Here is an 18,035-nt window from a genome sequence, read left to right as displayed (position 1 = left end):
TTGGTCGAAATCCATGGATCTGTAACGGGAAAGCCTTGCGGCAGGGATGCTGCGCCCCTACACTCCTGCCAAGGGTTACTTGGCGGATTCGCTCCGGTGATCCGGCTTCTACCTGAAGGTCCCTCGGGTAAAGGCTGGATACGGTTCAGATATTCGGAAACGATCATCCAAGTGCAGAACCCGTATTCCATAACTGAAGATCTTGGTTTGACCCTGGCTGGGGAGCGGCAAGCAGGGACCGTGCGCTAAACGCGGACCCATATTCGCAATTGGCGTACCACTCCAGGAGTTCTGATGACCGGTCCTTCAGCTACCCGACCACAGCAAGTCCTCAAAGGTTTTCTCTTGCCTTTGGTGATTGCCATGGTTGCAGCTTTGCTGCCTCTTACTGCCCCGGCGGCCGTCGCAGCGGGACCATGCGACCCTGGAATGAATCCTGTGGTGTGTGAAAATTCCAAACCCGGAAGTCCACCCTCGGAGTGGGACATTGATGGTGCCGGTGACGACAGCATCCAAGGCTTCTCCACGGAAATCAGCGTCAATGTGGGGCAGGCAATCAAGTTTAAGATCGACACCAGGGCTCCGAGTTACACCATCGGCATCTACCGCACCGGCTGGTATGGCGGCAACGGAGCACGCAAGATCGCCGATGTCACGCCCTCGGCGTTCCGCCAAACCCAACCAGCTTGCCGGAGCGATCTCACAACGGAACTCTATGACTGCGGCACGTGGGCCGTTTCGGCGACGTGGCAAGTTCCTTCGACGGCAGTCTCCGGCGTCTACATCGCGCTCCTCACGCGGCCCGACACAGGTGGGCAGAGCCACATCACCTTTATTGTCCGCAACGACGGCAATCACTCCGCCGTTGTCTTCCAGACTGCCGACGAGACCTGGCAGGCCTACAACACGTACGGCGGTTCAGACTTCTACCAGGGCGCCAACAACGGCCGGGCCTATAAAGTCAGCTACAACCGTCCTGTAGCCACCCGGGACGGGATTGGTGGCCGCGACTTCTATTTCGCCAATGAATATCCCATGGTGCGCTTTCTGGAGCAAAACGGATACGACGTCAGTTACATCAGCGGCCTCGACTCGGACCGCAACGGAGCCGAATTGCTCAACCATAAGGTGTTCCTGTCCGTGGGCCATGACGAATACTGGTCCGGCCCGCAACGCGCCAATGTCACTGCTGCACGGGACGCGGGCGTCAACCTCCAATTCCTCTCCGGCAACGAAATGTATTGGCGCACCCGATTCGAACCGTCCAGTGTCGATGGTGCGGCGGGGAGGACGTTGACCTGCTACAAGGAGACCTGGTCAAACGCCAAGATCGATCCCACTGCCCAATGGACGGGAACCTGGAGGGATCCGCGGTTCGCCTCGCAGGCGAATGGTGGTGGCCTCCCGGAAAACGGCGTAACTGGGACGCTTTACATGTCTAATTTCACTGATCTTCCCGTGACTGTCTCCGCTGCGGAGGGAAAGACGCGCCTGTGGCGGAACACGTCCTTGGCCTCACTTGCAGCAGGCTCTTCGGCAGTGCTGGCTCAGCACACCATAGGTTATGAATCCGACGAAGACTTGGATAATGGCTTCCGCCCGGCGGGCCAGATCCAGCTGTCAACCACCACTGGAGCCGTCAGCGAATACCTCCAGGATTTCGGAAACACAACCAAGCCCGGCACCACGACACATCACCTGACCCTCTACCGGGCTCCCAGCGGCGCACTGGTGTTCTCTGCCGGCAGCGTCCAGTGGACGTGGGGACTGGACCAGGAACACGACGGCACCGGCGCCCCCGCCGATGCCCGTATGAGGCAGGCCCAAGTGAACCTGCTTGCAGACATGGGTGCCTCGCCGGCCTCCCTTGCTGCAGGGCTCGTTGCAACTGCGGCCAGCGGGGACAAAACCGGCCCGACTGTCACCATCAACGCACCAGCCGATGGTGCCTCACTGGCTCATGGAACCAACGTGACTGTCAGCGGAACTGCAACTGACGTCGGTGGTGTGGTTGCCGGCGTCGAAGTTTCAACGGACGGCGGTGCCACGTGGCACCCAGCCAGCGGTAAAGCGACGTGGACTTACAGCTACATTCAGAAGGGCCTTGCCACCGCGACAATTCAAGTGCGTGGCATCGACGACAGCGCCAACATCGGTGCTGTGGCGACCCGAAACCTCAGCCTGAACGGCCCTTACAGCGTCTTTGGGCAAACAGTCCCGCCAACGGTGGACTCCGGCGACGCCGGCGCGTACGAGATGGGTCTGCGGTTCTCTCCCTCCGTTGACGGATTCGTCACCGGTGTCCGGTTCTACAAGAGCACGGCCAACACCGGAACGCACACGGGATCCCTCTGGAGCGCTACCGGTACCCGCCTGGCTACCGCGACCTTCGCCAGTGAGACAGCGTCCGGTTGGCAGACTGTGCTGTTCAGCCAACCCGTCCCCGTGACTGCGGGCCAGAAATACACGGTCTCCTATTGGGCGCCCAAGGGGCATTACTCCACGAAGGACTTCCAGTGGGCCTACACCGGATTCAACGACCCCCCGTTGAAAGTGGCAGGTGGCTTCGGCGCTGAAGCGGCCGGTGTGTACAACACATCGCAGGGCTTCCCCACCTCGAGCTTTAACGGCGGCAACTACTTTGTGGACGCGGTGTTCAGCACCACAGACACCTCACCACTCACTGTTTCCGGACAAACACCCATCCCCTCTTCCTCGAGTGTCTCCGTTTCGACCACGGTGAGCGGTGTCTTCTCGAAGGCCGTCACTGCTGCCACCGTCCAATTGACCGTACAGTCCTCTGCCGGCGCGGTTGCGGGCACCACCACCTACGACGCCGTGGCCCGGAAGGCGACGTTCACACCGACGTCCCAACTGGCGTTTAGTACCCAATACACGGCGACGCTTGCCGCCACGGCTACCAACGGCGGGCAAGTAACCTCGGGAGGTACGTGGTCGTTCACGACTGCTGCCACCATTCCACCCCCAGGGTCCTGCCCCTGCAGCCTGTACAACGATAGTGTCACCCCCGGCATCGCCGAGATCCAGGACGGCGTTCCCTTGACACTGGGTGTCCGCTTCTCCAGCGTGTCCGCGGGGCAGGTGACAGGAGTCCGCTTCTACAAGTCGGCAGGAAACACCGGCACTCACACTGGTGCCCTGTACTCCTCCAGCGGACAACAGCTGGCGACAGTGACGTTCGCCAACGAGAGCAGTGCGGGTTGGCAGACGGCTATGTTCAGCCAACCTGTCCAAATGGCTGCCAACACGGAGTACATCGCCTCGTACAAGTCGCTGACGGGTGCCTACTCCGCTACCAGCAACGGCTTTGGCTCGGGTATGAGTGTAGGCCCCTTGCGGACAGTGTCCGATGCGGGCGCGTACTCGTATAGCACCGATTTCCCGAGCTCCCGCTCTACGGCCAGCTACCTCGTGGATGTCGTAGTCATGGTCTCCGCACCGCCATTTACTGTGGGTAACCAGTCTCCGCTGCCAAACGCCTCCAGTGTGCCGTTGGATACGACCGTCAGCGGTGTGCTCTCCGAGGCTGCCGTAACTTCCAGCGTCGCGCTTTCGCTAAAGACTGCAGGTGGCGCTGCGGTGGCCGGCGCCACAGCGTACGACCAATCAATACGCAAGGTCACGTTCACTCCCAGCGCCCCGCTGGCTGCCGGAACGAGCTACACGGCCACCGTAACCGCAACTGCCGTGTCCGGGACGCCGATCTCAGGAAATACCTGGACGTTCGCCACCGTCCCTGCACCGCGCACCCCGGGCGTATGCCCCTGCACGCTGTATCAGGACACCACCACCCCCACCACTCCCGAAGTGAACGACGGCGCGGCACTGGCCTTGGGCGTCAGGTTCAGCAGTGATACGGCGGGCCAGGTAACAGGAATCCGCTTCTACAAGTCTGGCGGTAACACCGGGACACACACCGGTTCCCTCTACACGACTGCCGGACAACAACTCGCCACTGTTACGTTCACCAACGAATCAAGCATGGGCTGGCAGACGGCAACCTTCAGTCAACCCGTCAACATCCAAGCGGACACTGAGTACGTAGCAGCCTACAAAGCTCCCACCGGCACGTACTCATACACTGCAGGCGGATTCGGTGACGGCTTTGCGAGCGGTCCTTTGCGGGTGGTTACCGATTCCGGAGCCTACTCGTATAGCGGCGACTTCCCGAATACGGCATCCACTGCCAGCTATATGGTGGACTTGGTCTTCGCTCTGGCTCCGCAGCCACTGAGCGTCACGGCCCAGGTGCCGGCACCTGGAGCAACCGGGATCCCTACTGATGTGAAACCCTCCATCACGTTCTCCACCGCCATCAACCCCAGCGCGTCCTTCACGCTCAACGCCAGCGGAGCGTCGGTAGCGGGAACAGCAGCATTGTCCGCAGATTCCAGGACCATCACCTTCACACCTGCAGCTGCACTGCCTGCCAGCACTGTGATCACGGCCACTGCCTCCAATGTAGCGACACCCCAGGGACAGACCCTTCCGCCAACCACCTGGCAGTTCACTACGGCGGCGGCAACAGTGCAGCAGAGCACCATCTTCGGTTCGCTCCTGCCGCAAGTTGCGGCGGCATCCGAGACGAAGTCCGTGGAGCTCGGAACGGCGTTCAGCGTTTCGCAAGCAGGCAACGTAACGGGTATCCGCTTCTACAAGGGCACCGGAAACACAGGTACGCACGTAGGATCGCTGTGGAACTCGGCTGGCACCCGACTGGCACAGGTGACCTTTACCAACGAGACCGCTACGGGATGGCAAACTGCTACATTGTCGGCTCCGGTGGCCTTGTCGACCGGCCAGACCTACGTGGTGTCCTACCGCGCACCCAACGGCCGCTACTCCTACACGTCTGGCTTCTTCAACCAGACCTGGACGAGTGGTGTATTTACGGCTTCTGGACCTAATAACGGCGTGTACCGATACGGTTCCGGAGGTGTGATGCCTGCGAACTCATTCAATGCCACGAACTACTTCGTGGACGTGGTGTACTCCACCAGTGCTGCTCCGGCACAAGCGCAGACACAGACGCAGACCACGGCGACAGCAACTCCAACTCCAACTCCAACTCCAACCCCGACAGCGACTCCCACACCCAGCCCATCCCCGACTCCCACCCAGTCAGGTGGTTTGGTCTGCGGCCTTCTCGGGATCTGCTGAGGATCTGTTGACGGATTAACACGCCTCCGAACTGCTAACGTCCGGCCCCCTGAACTCCAGGGCCGGACGTTAGCATTTAACGTCAGAGTTAACCTCAGCTATTGCACGGGCACAGCACGCCGCTCACCATCCACGGTCAGCGGACTACGCTGGGCGACCACGCGTGGGGGATAAACAGGCTCGGCTGTGATGCCGGATCAGTCGCCAGCTTCCAGATGTTGCTGTCGCCGGGGGTGTTTTCGTCGGCCAATCCATAAAGCACGTTTTGGTTGTCCAACCATTCGATTTGGTCATCCACGCTTCGCTTCTCCGAAAGGACAGTTTCCTGTCCTGTAGCCAAGTCAAGCAGTGCTACCTTCCAGTGCGCAGTCAACGGCCCGGCGTCGTTCTTTTTATAGGCAATCCGCGTGCCATCCGGTGAGATGGACGGGCACTCAACGTTATCGTGGACCGCAGTCAGGGTCTTGGCCGACAAGCTGCCGCGAACAAGCCAGATACGCCCGGCGGACGCCGCAGTGGCGTAGAAAACATCACTTTGCCCGGGTACGAACGTGACCCCCCAGATGTTTCTGTCCGTGGCCTGCAAGCGCTCGCCGTTGACTATCAGGGAGAAATCCTCCAGATTCCCCGAACCACCTGAACCACTTGCAGTGAAGTTGATTTCAGTAGCGGTGGAGAACCCTGCAGTCGCATAGGAATGGCCTGCGACGAAGACAGTGGTGGCAATCATGGTCCCGTCAGCACTGATCCGCGTTCGGCTCGGTATTCCAGGAACGGGCCACGCCCGCTGCTGTTGCCAGTCGCGATCCAGGACAGCGGCTTCGAAGGCGGTCACGAGGCCGCGGTTCGTTTTGAGGCAAATTACCGTGGACGCGGTGCCGTAGACCCTGTCGCAGGCCTGCTCGCTCACTGCGCGTGTGCCGTCGGGAGAGGACAACGGTACGGTAGCGGCATTACCGTAACCCTGTCCGCCGGCTGTGTTCCGAAAAAGGACGAACGGAACAGCCGGCAACGGCTGGCCGGCACTGACCCCTACAGACGGGGCGGCAGTGCGGCTCTCCTCAAATCGCTGATAGGCGCCCACGGCATAAATGCCCGCCCCAGCAAGCACAACTGCCGTTACCGCAAGGAGAATGCCCCACCGCAGCCTCCCGCCAGTGAAGGTAGCGCTCATTCGTTGCCCAGCTTGGGCCTGGCTCCAGGCAGGATGAAGACGACTGCCACTACTGCACATGCCAACAACGCTCCGGCGGCAACCATGGCTGTGGAGGCACCTACTGCGTACCAGAGGACGCCAAAACCGGCCGAGGCCGTCATCCTGCTCAAAGCAACCACGGTCTGTGCGGAGGCGATGCCTGTGGCCAGCTTGCCTGGAGGAGTCAACTGGCTGGCCAAGGCCGCCAGCACCCCGTCAGTTGCTGCGTAGAATCCGCCAAGAAGGATCAGGCAGCCCACAGTGCTCCATAGGCCACCGAAAGGCGCCGCAGCCAGGAAGTAGCAGGCAAGCAGGGCAATGTGGCCGCCCACGAAGACCGGGACCCTGCCCACGCGGTCGGCCAGCCGCCCCAGTGGAATCGCAAACGCCAGGAACACAATGTTGGTTCCGACGAAAAGCAACGGAAACCACTGCACCGCAAAGGAATCCCGGTCCTGCAGTACCAGGTAGATGAAACCGTCACCAATGGTGAGCAAGCCAAGGAGGCCCGCAGAGATCAATAACTTGCCCAGGCCCGGCTCCCGCAGGTGGCTCCACGAGAACGCGAAGAGCCGAGGCCGTTGCTTCCGGGAGTCGGCTGTTTGTTCGGCGCCGCTGGTGGCTTTGATCCCTCTCAGCCCATCCGCCCGAAGGTCCGGCACCACCAGCCCCAGAACTGCAACGCCGATGATCGCAAAAGCCAGGGACACCACAAAAACGGTGCTGAAGCCATTGGGGATCATCAGCAGCACGAGGAAGGCAATCATTGGCCCTGCGGCGGCCCCGATGTTGTCCAACATTCTGTGGACGCCAAAGGAACGGGCCAGGTGTTCGGGTTGCGCTGAAACAGTGATGAGCGCATCACGTGGAGCCGTCCGCATGCCTTTGCCGATCCTGTCTCCGGTCACAATCGCAGCTACCGCCCAGAACCCTCCTGCGAACAGGAAACCTATCCTGGCGAGCATGGACAACCCATAGCCGGCCAAGGCGATGCGTTTCGGATGTCCGCTGCGGTCCGCGGCCCAGCCCGCCGCGATCCTGACAATTGCACTTGCGCCTTGGTTAATGCCGTCGATGAATCCGAAGGCGATGGTTGAAAGGCCCAGGAAGCCTGTCACATACAGCGGGAGGATTGCCGTCACGGACTCCGATGACACATCCGTCACCATACTGACCAGGCCGAGCCACAAGATGACCGGGGACAAACGAAACGGCACCTCGCTGGATAGTGCCGTCGTGGCTCCCCGCAGTTTTTCCCGTTTGCCACCGCTGCGATCCGAAAGTGAGATGTACATACGCGCCCCTAGTCCGCCGTCGTGTGCAGGCTGCCCAAAAGCTGGAAGCGTGAAACGCCGGTTCCGGTCACCGAAACTGACACCGTCACTGTGTCCGTGCCACGCACGAACCTCGCGGCTAGAGCTCCGTCCGGCGCGGGCGCATCCTCGGACCAAAAGCCTTGCCCGACCAACGACTGGCGGAAAGCGCCCAGAACGTCTTCCTGAGACGTGCCCACGATCCCGTCCGCCGTCAGCTGCAGGACGTTGCCTGAACTAGAGATGCTGGTGGAGCCCACCGTGGTCCCGACTGGCAGGGTCACCACGCTGCTGGGCCAGCCCTCGACCACCGAGCCCTTCGCTGTGCCCGATTTCGGCAATGGACCAGTGATGAGTGGGGCCGGTGCAGACGGTACCGGGAGCCCGGTGGGCGTGGCTGTCACGGGCGGCAGGACCTCCAGCGGCTTGGCTGTTGTTCCGCCGTCGCCTGAACCGTTGCCCGAACCGTCCGCTGGGCTGCTTGTCGAGCTGCCCGACGTCGGACTGCCGGACGGAGACGCACTCGGGTTGCCGGAAGAGTTGCCATTCGACGGATCCCCGCCAGGGCTTGGCGATACCGAACTCTGGGCCGTTGCCGGTCCCGGTTTCGAAGCCATCTGGTCCAGGACGAGAGCTACGGCGGCGATCAGTACGGCGAGGCAGATGCCCGCTATCACCAGGCGCCGCGCCATCATGGCTTCCCCGGACTTGCTGCGCCGCCGAGGAGCTCGTTCGCCTTCGCCTCGAGCCCGTCATCGACGAAATCGTAGATGAAGGATGCCAACCAGATCACCACGGTCGCTGCTATCCAGCCGATAATGCCGTTGATGGTGAAACCATTGGAAAAGAGGCTTGTCACCACAAGGATTGCAAAGGTGGCCAGCAGCCCTGCGGCCACCGTCAGGGCCTTGCTGAGGACCCACGTACGCCTGTCCGCCTGCTGCGCGTGGCGGCGGTGGAAAAGGACCAGAATCAAGGGCTTGACCAAAAGCGTGGCCGCCGTGAACACCACGACGGCCCAAAGAAACCCGGCTCCCAAACGGACCCCGGGAAGAACTGACGCCACCCACAACGTGATGGCGTTGAAAACCAATGCGATGGCGATCCGAATCGCCAAGCTTTTCATGGGGACAGTCTGCCATTGCGATCCGGATTCCGGAACAGTTTTGGCCCTACCAACGCCCGTTTCGCGGCCGTGGCTGACAAACGGGACATGTGTAGGAAGACCGGTTCATGAATTGCTCACGTTTGATGATCGTGTGCAAGCCCGCTGCCTCGCAACGGCTGCACAGCTCACCTGCGCGTCCGTAGGCATTCAGCGAGCGGGCGAAGTATCCCGAATCACCGTTGACATTGACATATAAGGAGTCAAAGCTCGTTCCTCCCGCAGCCAACGCCGCATCCATGACCTCTTGTGCGGCCTGCACAAGCCGGTCGGCATCACCGCGTCGCAACGTGTCCGTAGGCCTTGCGTAATGGAGGCGGGCGCGCCAGAGGGCCTCGTCCGCATAGATGTTGCCGATCCCTGAAATCACCGACTGGTCCAGCAACGCCCGCTTCAGGCCTGTTTTTCGGCTCTTGACCTTGCGGTAGAACGTGTCGAAGGAAAAGTAGGGGTCCAGCGGGTCCCTGGCAATGTGGGCGGCTTCCTCGGCGATCTCGGGCAGGGGCGTTTCCCCCAAGCCTCCAGGGCCGCCGTCGGGAGTTGGCACCAGGGACGTCACGAACAGGCCGCCGAAAATGCGCTGGTCCACAAATCGCAGTTGCTCCGGCATGCCGTCCACCGGGCTAAGGCAGATTCTGACTTTGAGATGCTTCTCGTCAGGGACATCGGGGTCTTGCATGAGCAGTTGTCCGCTCATGCCCAGATGAGCCATCAGCGCTACCTTGGGTAGCGTGCTGTCAACGGAATCCGAGCTGTCCATGGCCAACGGCATCCAGAGAAACTTGCCCCGGCGGACGACGTCCATCACCGTGGCGTGCTCAAGATTCCCAATGAAGTCCTCTGTGCCAAGGCCATGCCTGCGGATCGAGCGGGGGTCAAGGACGTCAACCCCAGTAATGGTGCGGCCACGGACCCAGCGGGCCAGGCCACGGCGAACGACTTCTACTTCGGGAAGTTCAGGCATGGGATTTGTGGACTCGGCTTCAGGCGGAAGCAGGTCCAGCAGGAGCTTGGTCCAGGGCCGTCAGGGCACGCCAGGCGTCGGCGGCAGCTTCCTGCTCCGCTTCCTTCTTCGAATGGCCAGCGCCGCGACCATAGGGAGTCCCGCCGATGTTCAGGACAGCTTCAAACGTACGCGCGTGGTCCGGGCCTGAGCCTTCCACGGCGTAGTGGATTGCCCCGAGTTGGCGGCTGGCGGTCAGTTCCTGGATGCTGGTCTTCCAATCGGTACCGGCTCCAAGGGCGCCGGCGTCCTTCAGGAGAGGGCCCACGAGGCGCATTACCAGCTGGCGTGCCGTCTCGATGTCGTTGGAGAGGTACGTGGCACCAATGAGCGCTTCCATGGTATCCGCGAGGATCGAGGCTTTGTTCTTCCCATCGGTGAGCTTCTCGCCCTGCCCCAGGTAGATGAACTCGCCCACGCCAAGCTCGCGGCCAATGCCAGCGAGGGCACGAGTACTCACGACGGCGGATCGCCGCTTTGCGAGTTCACCTTCAGGCAGCGCGGGGTTCTCGCGGTAGAGCGAATCGGTCACAGAGAATCCCAGGATGGAGTCGCCGAGGAACTCAAGACGTTCATTGGTGGGAATCCCACCGTTCTCATATGCGTATGAGCGATGTGTCAGAGCAAGACGAAGCGTCTCGGTGTCAATGGAGACACCGAGACGCTTCAGAAGCTCTTCAGTTGAAGACATCCTTTGTCAGCCTATTGGGCAGATTAGGCGTCTGCTACCTTGCGGCCCTTGTATTCAAGGAACAGCGCGGTGCCGGCAGAGTCAGTGACGACCTTTGCCTGGTGCGGCAGGCTGTAAGTAACCTGACCGTTTTCGATGGTCTTGACCAAGTTGGGGGCAGTTGCCTTCCACTGGGCACGGCGGGCGCGTGTGTTTGCGCGAGACATTTTCCGCTTGGGAACAGCCACGGCTATCTCATTTCTCTCTTAGTCCAACACTTACTAATCAGTTTGCCGGTCAGTCTTAGCCAGATCAGCTAGGGCAGCCCAGCGAGGGTCAATGACCTCGTGGTGGTGCCCCGGCTCGTCTTCCAGGCGTGCTCCACATTCGGAACAAAGGCCCTGGCAGTCTTCCCGGCACACCGGCTGGAACGGCAGCATAGTGACAACTGCGTCCCGCAACACCGGCTCAAGATCGATCAGATCGTGCTCGACTCGACGTTGCTCTTCATCGTCTTCTTCGTCCGAAAGCTCAACGCCTTCATAGAAGAAAAGTTCTTGCACATTGACTTCAAGGTCATACGCAAGGGGATCCAGGCATCGACCGCATTCGCCGGTTACTTCGACGATTACGGATCCTGATACCAGAATTCCTTCGTGTACGGCCTCAAGGCGAAGATCCAGCTCGACATCCGAGCCTTCCTTCACGCCAATGAGCGCCACACCAAGGTCACTTGGCGCAGGTACATGTTCGTTGAGTGTCCGCATGGTCCCTGGACTGCGTCCAAGGTCCTTGACTACCAGCGCCAAGGGCGAACTTGCATCTCGCTTAATGAGAACTCCTGTAGAACATATGACCGACGTACCATCTTAGCCTGATCAAGCCTGAGGACTCAAACCGGCGCCGGGCGCGCGAAGAGCGCCATGGTTTCAGCTGGGATCCACCGCAAGAAGCTGCGAGGTACCTATCAAGACTACCCCCTTGCGGGAGGCTTACGTTCCAGACTCGCCAGCGAGGAGCCGCTTCAACACAGATTTCGGTACGAAATCGGAAATGTCGCCGCCCAATAGATTGACCTCTTTGATCAAGGTGGAGGAAAGGTGCACGTAGTGCGCTTCTGCCGGCAGGAAGACAGTTTCGACGCCGGTAAGCTGACGATTCATGGTGGCCATCGGCAATTCATAGTCAAAGTCCGAGGACGAGCGGAGGCCCTTGACGATGGCCGAAACACCCCGATGCCGGCAATACTCGGCCAACAGTCCCTCCCCCATTGGCTCAACGATGATGCCTCGCAGGGACGCCAGCGTCTCCCGGGCCATCTCCATCCGGTCTTCGAGGCTGAAGCGGTACTTCTTGGCGTAATTGGTGGACACGGCCACGATGACTTCGTCAAACAGCCCCGCTGCCCGCGCGATGACTTCGAGATGTCCGTTGTGGATAGGGTCAAAGGATCCAGGGCATACCGCACGTCTCATGACACGAACCTACCCCATAGCTTCACCGGGATACCATGGCTGACATGTCACCAGCAGGCAGCACTTTACCGCTCAACACAACGGCTCATGCCTCCACGCCATGGCAGCGGGCCGCCACTGGCGCCAACCTGCTTTCACCTGACGGAAATCTCGGAGTGACCATCTTCGAGGAGATGACCACCTTGGCAATCTCCTCCGGCGCCATCAACCTCGGACAAGGCTTCCCCGACGAGGACGGACCTGTGGAGATCAAAGCCGCAGCGCAGGCAGCCATCGCCGCAGGAGCCAACCAATACGCACCCGGCAAGGGCATTGCGGAGTTGCGGGGAGCCGTCGCGGAACACCAACGCCGCTTTTATGGGCTCGCTCCGGATCCGCAGACGGAAATCATCATTACGACGGGCGCCACGGAAGCCATAGCTGCGTCACTTCTGGCCTTCATCCAGCCCGGTGACGAAGTCCTCACCTTCGAACCGTTCTACGACTCCTACGGAGCCATCATCGGGTTGGCGGGAGCGCAACATGTCACCGCTCCCCTGCTCGCTCCGGACTTCCTTCCGGACCTCTCCAGACTGGAAGAGGCCTTCAGCAGACGCACCAAGGTGGTGCTCCTGAACAACCCGCACAATCCCACCGGCGCCGTTTTCCCCCAGGAGGTCCTGGCAAAGGTGGTTGAGCTGGCCACAAAGTACGACGCCATCATTGTCAGCGACGAAGTCTACGAGCACCTCACTTTCGGCGTAACGCATATTCCCGTCGCTTCCCTTCCTGGTGCTGCCCAACGGACCCTCACGATCTCATCCGCGGGAAAGACCTTTTCCTTCACAGGGTGGAAGATCGGCTGGCTCAGCGGACCCGAGGACCTGGTTGCCGCGGTCCGCACCGTCAAACAGTTCCTGACATACAGCTCGGGCACGCCGTTCCAGAGTGCCATCGCCGTGGGCCTTGCGCTTCCTGACACCTTTTACGCGGACATAGCCCAGACGCTGCGACGCAAACGTGACATCCTCTCCGAGGGCCTTCGCGCTGCAGGATTCGACGTCTTTACGCCGAACGGTACGTACTTCGTTAACGTCGACACAGAACCCCTGGGCATCAAAGACTCTGTGGACCTCGCCCGCCGGTTGCCCGCGCTGGTCGGTGTTGCCGCGATCCCGGTGCCCGTTTTTTGCCATCCGGAAGGAGCAGAACGGACCCGCAGCCTGTTGCGTTTCGCCTTCTGCAAGAAAACCAGTGTCCTGAAAGAAGCGGCCGAACGACTGGCCGCGCTTAAGGACCTGCTCTGAACCGCAACGACGCCGGCCGCAAGGACTCCGGCAGCCATCACGCCACGCGTTTCCTGCGGACCACAGGGCAGCACGCAACTGTTGATGCCGATACGCTCATTGAAGGCAGCTATATCCTCAGCATCGGTGGCGCTGAACAATCCCATGTGAATCTGGCCAACCCCGGGGAGATCTTCTACGAGTATCTTCGCAGGATCGGTCATGTGGTGGATCTGGCTGCAGAGCCGGGTGAGCCACTCTCCGTGCTCCATCTCGGCGCCGGCGCCCTGACCTTGGCCCGTTACATCCAGGCCACGCGGCCAGGTTCGGACCAGTATGCCGTGGAACTCGAACGCGAACTGCTGGACTTCGTCCTGCAAAAGCTCCCCATGCCGGAGGGCACGCGGCTGCACACGCACATAGGCGACGCACGCGAGGCACTGGCCGAACTTCCCGCGAACCTGAGGTTCGACGTCGTCATCCTTGATATCTTCTCCGGGCCAGAAGCACCAGCCCACATCGCGTGCAGGGAGTTCTACGAAGAGGCCGCTGCCCGCTTGGGACCAAACGGCCTACTGATTGTGAACGTAGGCGATGAACCGGCGCTAACGCTGGTACGAAGCCAGGTAGCAGCCCTCCGGCAGGCAATGGCGGACGTTATCGCATTTGCCGAGACGGGAATGTTCGCCGGGCGCTACCCCGGCAACATCATCCTGGTGGGCGCCCAAACGCCATGGCCGGCAGCGTGGACCAGCGCATTACTCGCGCGAGGCCCGCACCCGGCAACAGTTCTCCACGGCGTGGACCTGGACAGAATTTCGGACTAGGACGGTTCAGCGAACCATAGCTTGGTCTCGCCGTACTTCTTGTCAGCGAAACATTCCAGCGCTTCAGGCCAGGCTGGTTCGGGACTCCTGGAGGACCTCTCCACCACCACAACCGCCCCTTCATCCAGATGGGGCGACAATTTGGCCAGCACGGCACTCAATGCTGGTTCGTCCAGTGGATATGGCGGATCCAGAAACACCAGGTCCCACACATCGCGCCCCGTGGCGCGCTCCAGGAAAGACTCCACCTTGGATCGATGGACTGAGACTTTCTTGCCGCCCAGGATTTGGTTGACCAAGTCCGCGTTGCGCTGGCAAGAGTCGCTGGCCTTGGCATCGAATTCCACCAGATCCACGCTGCGGGCACCCCGGCTGGCGCTCTCCACACCCAGGGCTCCGGAGCCCGCATAGAGATCCAGCACCCGGGAATCGTCGATGACAGCCAAGGACTCCAGCCGGGAAAACAGTGCTTCCTTAACACGGTCCGTCGTGGGCCGCGTTGCGGTCCCGGGCACGCTCGTGAGCGGATTGCCGCCAGCAACCCCGGCAATAATCCGGCTCACAGCGCCTCTCCGCTGCCGACGCCCGACTGGTCGCCGATACCATCTGGGGATTCTCTAACCGCGTTCAAGGAACGCCTCCTTTTCAGGGTTCAAGTATTCTTCAATGGCCGCGGCCAGGACCGGTTGGTGTCCCAATGCCGGGTCCTGGGCCACCATGTCCTGTGCGTCTGCACGCGCACGGGCAATCAGATCTTCATGCTCCAGGACGCGCAGCAGCTTAAGCGTGGACCGCCCACCTGATTGTGAGGCGCCGAGGATATCGCCCTCACGGCGGAGTTTCAGGTCTTCCTGGGAGAGCTCGAACCCGTCAGTGGTGGACGCAACAGCGTCCAGTCTTCGACGGCTCGGGTGCCCTGGCTCCAAAGTAGTGACCAGCAGGCAAGTCCCCGGCAGACCGCCACGCCCAACCCGGCCGCGAAGCTGATGGAGTTGGGAAATACCAAAACGATCGGCGTCCAGGATGACCATCAGGGTGGCATTGTGAACATCGACACCCACCTCGATGACCGTGGTGGAGACCAGCACCTTGGTCTGGTTTGCCGCGAACGATGCCATGGTTTCGGTTTTAAGCAGCGGCTCCTGACGGCCGTGGAGGGGCGCCACGGGCACCCCGGCCATGGACGGCTCCTGCACCAGGCTTTCGACGACGGCTGTCACCGAAGCGAGCTCGCGGGCTGGACCTTCGTCCGAGAGTTCGGCATCACTTGGTTCCGCCTCTCCTGGGCTGAAGTCGCCGTCGTCATCGGACCCGATTTTGGGACATACAACGTAAACCTGATGGCCGGCGTCGACTTCTTCCCGCGATCGTTTCCAGATTCGATCCGCCCAGCCGGGGTTCTCCGCAAGCCCCACAACATGAGTGGAAATGGGTGCCCGCCCAGCGGGGAGTTCATCGAGGATGGAGGTCTCAAGATCGCCGAACACGGTCATGGCCACTGTCCGGGGAATTGGCGTGGCAGTCATGACCAGCAGATGCGGCGGACGCATAGCCTTGGCACGCAGGGCATCACGTTGCTCCACGCCGAAGCGGTGCTGCTCGTCGACCACGATCAAGCCCAGGTCCTGAAAGCTGGTTTTGTCGCTCAACAGAGCGTGGGTGCCGATCACGATGCCGGCGTTTCCTAAAGCGGCATCGAGCATGGCCTGCTTTCGCGCAGCCATAGGCATGGACCCGGTCAGCAGGGTCACCTGGACGCCAGCCTGTCCGGCTTCGGCCCCCAGCATGCCGGTACCACCAAAAATGTGATCGCGGGCCAGCGGCCCCAGGGTCCTGCGGATAGAGTCGAAATGCTGCGCAGCCAAAACCTCAGTGGGCGCCAGGAGTGCCGCCTGTCCCCCCGCATCAACCACCTGCAGCATCGCTCGCAGCGCGACAATAGTCTTTCCCGAGCCGACCTCACCCTGCAGGAGCCGATTCATGGGGGTGTCCTGGCCAAGTTCTTCGGAAAGCGTCTTTCCCACCGCTGTCTGGCCAGCAGTGAGCGTGAAAGGCAGGTTCCGGTCAAACTCTTCCAGCAGGCCGCCGCTGACCGGACGTCGGGCAGTGGCTTCCTCTGCAGCAAGCTGGGCACGGCGTCTCGCCAATGCCGCCTGCAGCACCAGCGCCTCCTGGTAGCGGAACCGTTCCTGCGCCCGCTGCCAGTCCTTGGCGGTCTCAGGCGAGTGGATCAGGCGATAAGCATCAGCCACGCTGAGCAGTCCGTCCCTGCTGACGATTGACTCCGGGAGCGGGTCCGCCAGGGCGTCGAGGTCCAGGGTTTGCAGCAACGCCGTAATCACTTTGTGGATGGACCAGCTTGTCAGCTTTGCCGTTGCGGGATAGACGGGGATAGGCATGGCCGCCAGCTTTTCCGGGTCCATGGAGCCATCAGCATCCGGATCCTCATCCAGCAACAGGAAGTCCGGATTAGTCAGCCCCAAGGCGCCCCCGTATCGGGTCACCTTCCCGGAAAACATTGCACGGCGCCCCGGAAGGAGCTCCGCCTTGGCCCGGAATCCATTGAAGAAACTGACTTTCAACGTGCCAGGAACGTGGCTTCCACCGGCTTCATCGGTCACCACGACGTCAGTGATGGAACCCCGCCGGGCACGCATTTGACGGGTGCTGTTGGACAGAACCCGCGCAATCAACGTGACTTCCTCGTCCAGGGGAAGGTTGCTGATGGGAGTAAGTTCGCCCCGGCTCAAATACCTGCGCGGAAAGTAGTTCAGAAGGGCGCCGGTTGTCTTGAGGCCAAGGTGCTTGTCAATGACGGACGCCGAACGCTTGCCGATCCTGCGTTCCAGAGGCAGTTCCAGCTCAGTATTCATGCCGTGACTGGCCCGGAATGCTGCTGGGTTCTGCAGATTGTGTTGCTTCCTGGTCCCGGGACCCGTCTTCAGAGTCACGAGGCAGGGCAAGCTGACTGACTGCAATGTCCGTTGGCTCCCCCAGAGACCGGATGAGCGCCACTGCCGGCGCGGGATCAGGTACGTGGACATGAACCCGCCAACGATAACTGGCTTCAGCAGTGGATTCGTCGTCGTCGTCGGGATGGTGGCCTGTATTGCCAACCTGGCTCATGATGACGGAATCACCCATCTCGTCCAGGCGTTGGCGCAGCACGGCCGCGTCCAATGGCGAAAGGCTGATGGTACACATGACTTCCACGCCGTCGTCGGCCGGCATCTGCTGGTGGATGTGCGGATCCTGCAACTGGTAGCCGTGGAGGCCATCAAGGAGCTCATCCTGAAGTTCTTCGCCGAGCACTGCGGAACGGAGACAGTCCAGCACCAGCAACATACCTACACCGCCGGCGTCCACCACATGCGCCGCCTGCAGGGGTGCGAGTTCATCCTCGGTGCGTACGACGGCTTGAAAGGCAGCTTCCACCACAGCATCCAAGGCGAGGCCCAGTGCGTGGTTGCTGTCATCACCATTCTGGGAAGAATCCGCCGCTTGGGCTGCATGGGCTGCTGCTTCAAGGACGGACAGCATGGTTCCGGAGACCGGTTCGCTCAGGGCCGACCATGCCCGGATCTGGGCCCTATTAAGGGCCGTGGCCAGCAGCGGCGCGCTCAGGCGCGCTTTTCCGGCAAGCGGCTCCGCCGCAGCGCACAGGAAAACAGCAAAAAGGGTCCCGGAATTACCCCTTGCCTGTTCCATGGCGGCCTGACCAGCGCGTGATAGCACAGCACCGACGTCGTTACCGGTCTCGGAAGCGTCAGGAGCGGTGCCAGCCAACGCGGACACAGCTGCGCGCGCGGTGAGGTAAAGGTTCGTTCCGGTATCGCCGTCGGCGACGGGGAAGATGTTGATCGCGTTCAGGCGGTCGCTATGGTTGCCAAGGACCACCTCTGTTTTGCCGAGCCAACGTTTCATGGCGTGCGCATTCGCGG

15 protein-coding genes are annotated in these 18,035 nt (G+C 61.2%); 3 read left to right on the top strand and 12 right to left on the bottom strand.

What is annotated here, in order from left to right; genetic code table 11:
• Positions 1–294 precede the first annotated feature (294 nt).
• Complete coding sequence (locus AC1DD5_RS05080) at positions 295–5,181, top strand: DUF4082 domain-containing protein (protein WP_477520712.1); 4,887 nt, start codon at positions 295–297, stop codon at positions 5,179–5,181.
• Positions 5,182–5,317: 136 nt separating this feature from the next.
• On the opposite strand, the gene AC1DD5_RS05075 is transcribed toward AC1DD5_RS05080, so the two are convergent.
• The 9 genes from AC1DD5_RS05075 to coaD form a co-directional block, all read right to left on the bottom strand.
• Positions 5,318–6,355 carry a TolB family protein gene (locus AC1DD5_RS05075; protein ID WP_477518383.1) on the bottom strand — a complete coding sequence of 346 codons (1,038 nt, stop codon included), beginning with the start codon at positions 6,353–6,355 and terminating at the stop codon, positions 5,318–5,320.
• Positions 6,352–7,671 (bottom strand): MFS transporter, encoded by a 1,320-nt coding sequence (locus AC1DD5_RS05070; protein WP_477520711.1) that lies wholly within the window; start codon positions 7,669–7,671, stop codon positions 6,352–6,354. The genes AC1DD5_RS05075 and AC1DD5_RS05070 overlap by 4 nt, the downstream gene beginning before the upstream one ends.
• Before the next feature lie 8 nt (positions 7,672–7,679).
• On the bottom strand, positions 7,680–8,384 hold the full coding sequence (locus AC1DD5_RS05065; protein WP_477520710.1) for a hypothetical protein: 705 nt from the start codon (positions 8,382–8,384) through the stop codon (positions 7,680–7,682).
• Positions 8,381–8,815, bottom strand: coding sequence for a hypothetical protein (locus AC1DD5_RS05060; RefSeq protein WP_477520709.1), 435 nt, complete (start codon positions 8,813–8,815; stop codon positions 8,381–8,383). Before AC1DD5_RS05060 ends, AC1DD5_RS05065 begins: the two co-directional genes overlap by 4 nt.
• A gap of 46 nt (positions 8,816–8,861) precedes the next feature.
• Positions 8,862–9,818: a bifunctional DNA-formamidopyrimidine glycosylase/DNA-(apurinic or apyrimidinic site) lyase gene (gene mutM, locus AC1DD5_RS05055; protein WP_477520708.1), complete on the bottom strand. Its 957-nt coding sequence runs from the start codon at positions 9,816–9,818 to the stop codon at positions 8,862–8,864.
• A 19-nt stretch (positions 9,819–9,837) separates the two neighbouring features.
• Positions 9,838–10,548, bottom strand: a complete 711-nt coding sequence (gene rnc / locus AC1DD5_RS05050) for a ribonuclease III (RefSeq protein ID WP_216923862.1) — start codon at positions 10,546–10,548, stop codon at positions 9,838–9,840.
• Positions 10,549–10,571: 23 nt separating this feature from the next.
• Positions 10,572–10,775 carry a 50S ribosomal protein L32 gene (gene rpmF, locus AC1DD5_RS05045; RefSeq protein ID WP_011775139.1) on the bottom strand — a complete coding sequence of 68 codons (204 nt, stop codon included), beginning with the start codon at positions 10,773–10,775 and terminating at the stop codon, positions 10,572–10,574.
• A 33-nt stretch (positions 10,776–10,808) separates the two neighbouring features.
• Positions 10,809–11,336 (bottom strand): YceD family protein, encoded by a 528-nt coding sequence (locus tag AC1DD5_RS05040; protein ID WP_224090813.1) that lies wholly within the window; start codon positions 11,334–11,336, stop codon positions 10,809–10,811.
• A 183-nt stretch (positions 11,337–11,519) separates the two neighbouring features.
• A complete protein-coding gene (gene coaD / locus AC1DD5_RS05035) occupies positions 11,520–12,002 on the bottom strand; it encodes a pantetheine-phosphate adenylyltransferase (protein WP_477515146.1) in 483 nt (160 codons plus the stop codon).
• A 35-nt stretch (positions 12,003–12,037) separates the two neighbouring features.
• On the opposite strand from coaD, the gene AC1DD5_RS05030 reads away from it, so the two are divergent.
• Together AC1DD5_RS05030 and AC1DD5_RS05025 are read left to right on the top strand one after the other, a co-directional pair.
• Complete coding sequence (locus AC1DD5_RS05030; RefSeq protein WP_477520707.1) at positions 12,038–13,288, top strand: aminotransferase class I/II-fold pyridoxal phosphate-dependent enzyme; 1,251 nt, start codon at positions 12,038–12,040, stop codon at positions 13,286–13,288.
• Positions 13,285–14,094 (top strand): spermidine synthase, encoded by an 810-nt coding sequence (locus AC1DD5_RS05025; RefSeq protein WP_477520747.1) that lies wholly within the window; start codon positions 13,285–13,287, stop codon positions 14,092–14,094. Before AC1DD5_RS05030 ends, AC1DD5_RS05025 begins: the two co-directional genes overlap by 4 nt.
• On the opposite strand, the gene rsmD is transcribed toward AC1DD5_RS05025, so the two are convergent.
• Genes rsmD through AC1DD5_RS05010 form a run of 3 tightly spaced genes read right to left on the bottom strand, consistent with a single transcriptional unit; the run spans position 14,091 to position 18,018 of the window.
• Positions 14,091–14,657: a 16S rRNA (guanine(966)-N(2))-methyltransferase RsmD gene (rsmD, locus tag AC1DD5_RS05020; protein ID WP_442003936.1), complete on the bottom strand. Its 567-nt coding sequence runs from the start codon at positions 14,655–14,657 to the stop codon at positions 14,091–14,093. The two genes, AC1DD5_RS05025 and rsmD, sit on opposite strands and share 4 nt — an antisense overlap.
• Before the next feature lie 54 nt (positions 14,658–14,711).
• Entirely contained in the window at positions 14,712–16,967 is a 2,256-nt protein-coding gene (locus AC1DD5_RS05015; RefSeq protein WP_477520706.1) for an ATP-dependent DNA helicase RecG, read from the bottom strand.
• Positions 16,957–18,018, bottom strand: coding sequence for a DAK2 domain-containing protein (locus tag AC1DD5_RS05010; protein WP_477520705.1), 1,062 nt, complete (start codon positions 18,016–18,018; stop codon positions 16,957–16,959). Before AC1DD5_RS05010 ends, AC1DD5_RS05015 begins: the two co-directional genes overlap by 11 nt.
• Between the last annotated feature and the right edge of the window lie 17 nt (positions 18,019–18,035).

It is taken from the genome of Paenarthrobacter sp. 10L420 (assembly GCF_056395385.1).
Note: the sequence above shows the minus strand (reverse complement) of the source record. Positions and strands in the feature narration are given on the sequence as shown.

Excerpts from the sequence above, each read along its gene's own strand:
- AC1DD5_RS05080 (WP_477520712.1), top strand. The coding sequence starts at position 295 with ATGACCGGTCCTTCAGCTACCCGACCACAGCAAGTCCTCAAAGGTTTT.
- AC1DD5_RS05075 (WP_477518383.1), bottom strand. The coding sequence starts at position 6,355 with ATGAGCGCTACCTTCACTGGCGGGAGGCTGCGGTGGGGCATTCTCCTT.
- AC1DD5_RS05070 (WP_477520711.1), bottom strand. The coding sequence starts at position 7,671 with ATGTACATCTCACTTTCGGATCGCAGCGGTGGCAAACGGGAAAAACTG.
- AC1DD5_RS05065 (WP_477520710.1), bottom strand. The coding sequence starts at position 8,384 with ATGATGGCGCGGCGCCTGGTGATAGCGGGCATCTGCCTCGCCGTACTG.
- AC1DD5_RS05060 (WP_477520709.1), bottom strand. The coding sequence starts at position 8,815 with ATGAAAAGCTTGGCGATTCGGATCGCCATCGCATTGGTTTTCAACGCC.
- mutM (WP_477520708.1), bottom strand. The coding sequence starts at position 9,818 with ATGCCTGAACTTCCCGAAGTAGAAGTCGTTCGCCGTGGCCTGGCCCGC.
- rnc (WP_216923862.1), bottom strand. The coding sequence starts at position 10,548 with ATGTCTTCAACTGAAGAGCTTCTGAAGCGTCTCGGTGTCTCCATTGAC.
- coaD (WP_477515146.1), bottom strand. The coding sequence starts at position 12,002 with ATGAGACGTGCGGTATGCCCTGGATCCTTTGACCCTATCCACAACGGA.
- AC1DD5_RS05030 (WP_477520707.1), top strand. The coding sequence starts at position 12,038 with ATGGCTGACATGTCACCAGCAGGCAGCACTTTACCGCTCAACACAACG.
- AC1DD5_RS05015 (WP_477520706.1), bottom strand. The coding sequence starts at position 16,967 with ATGAATACTGAGCTGGAACTGCCTCTGGAACGCAGGATCGGCAAGCGT.
- AC1DD5_RS05010 (WP_477520705.1), bottom strand. The coding sequence starts at position 18,018 with ATGAAACGTTGGCTCGGCAAAACAGAGGTGGTCCTTGGCAACCATAGC.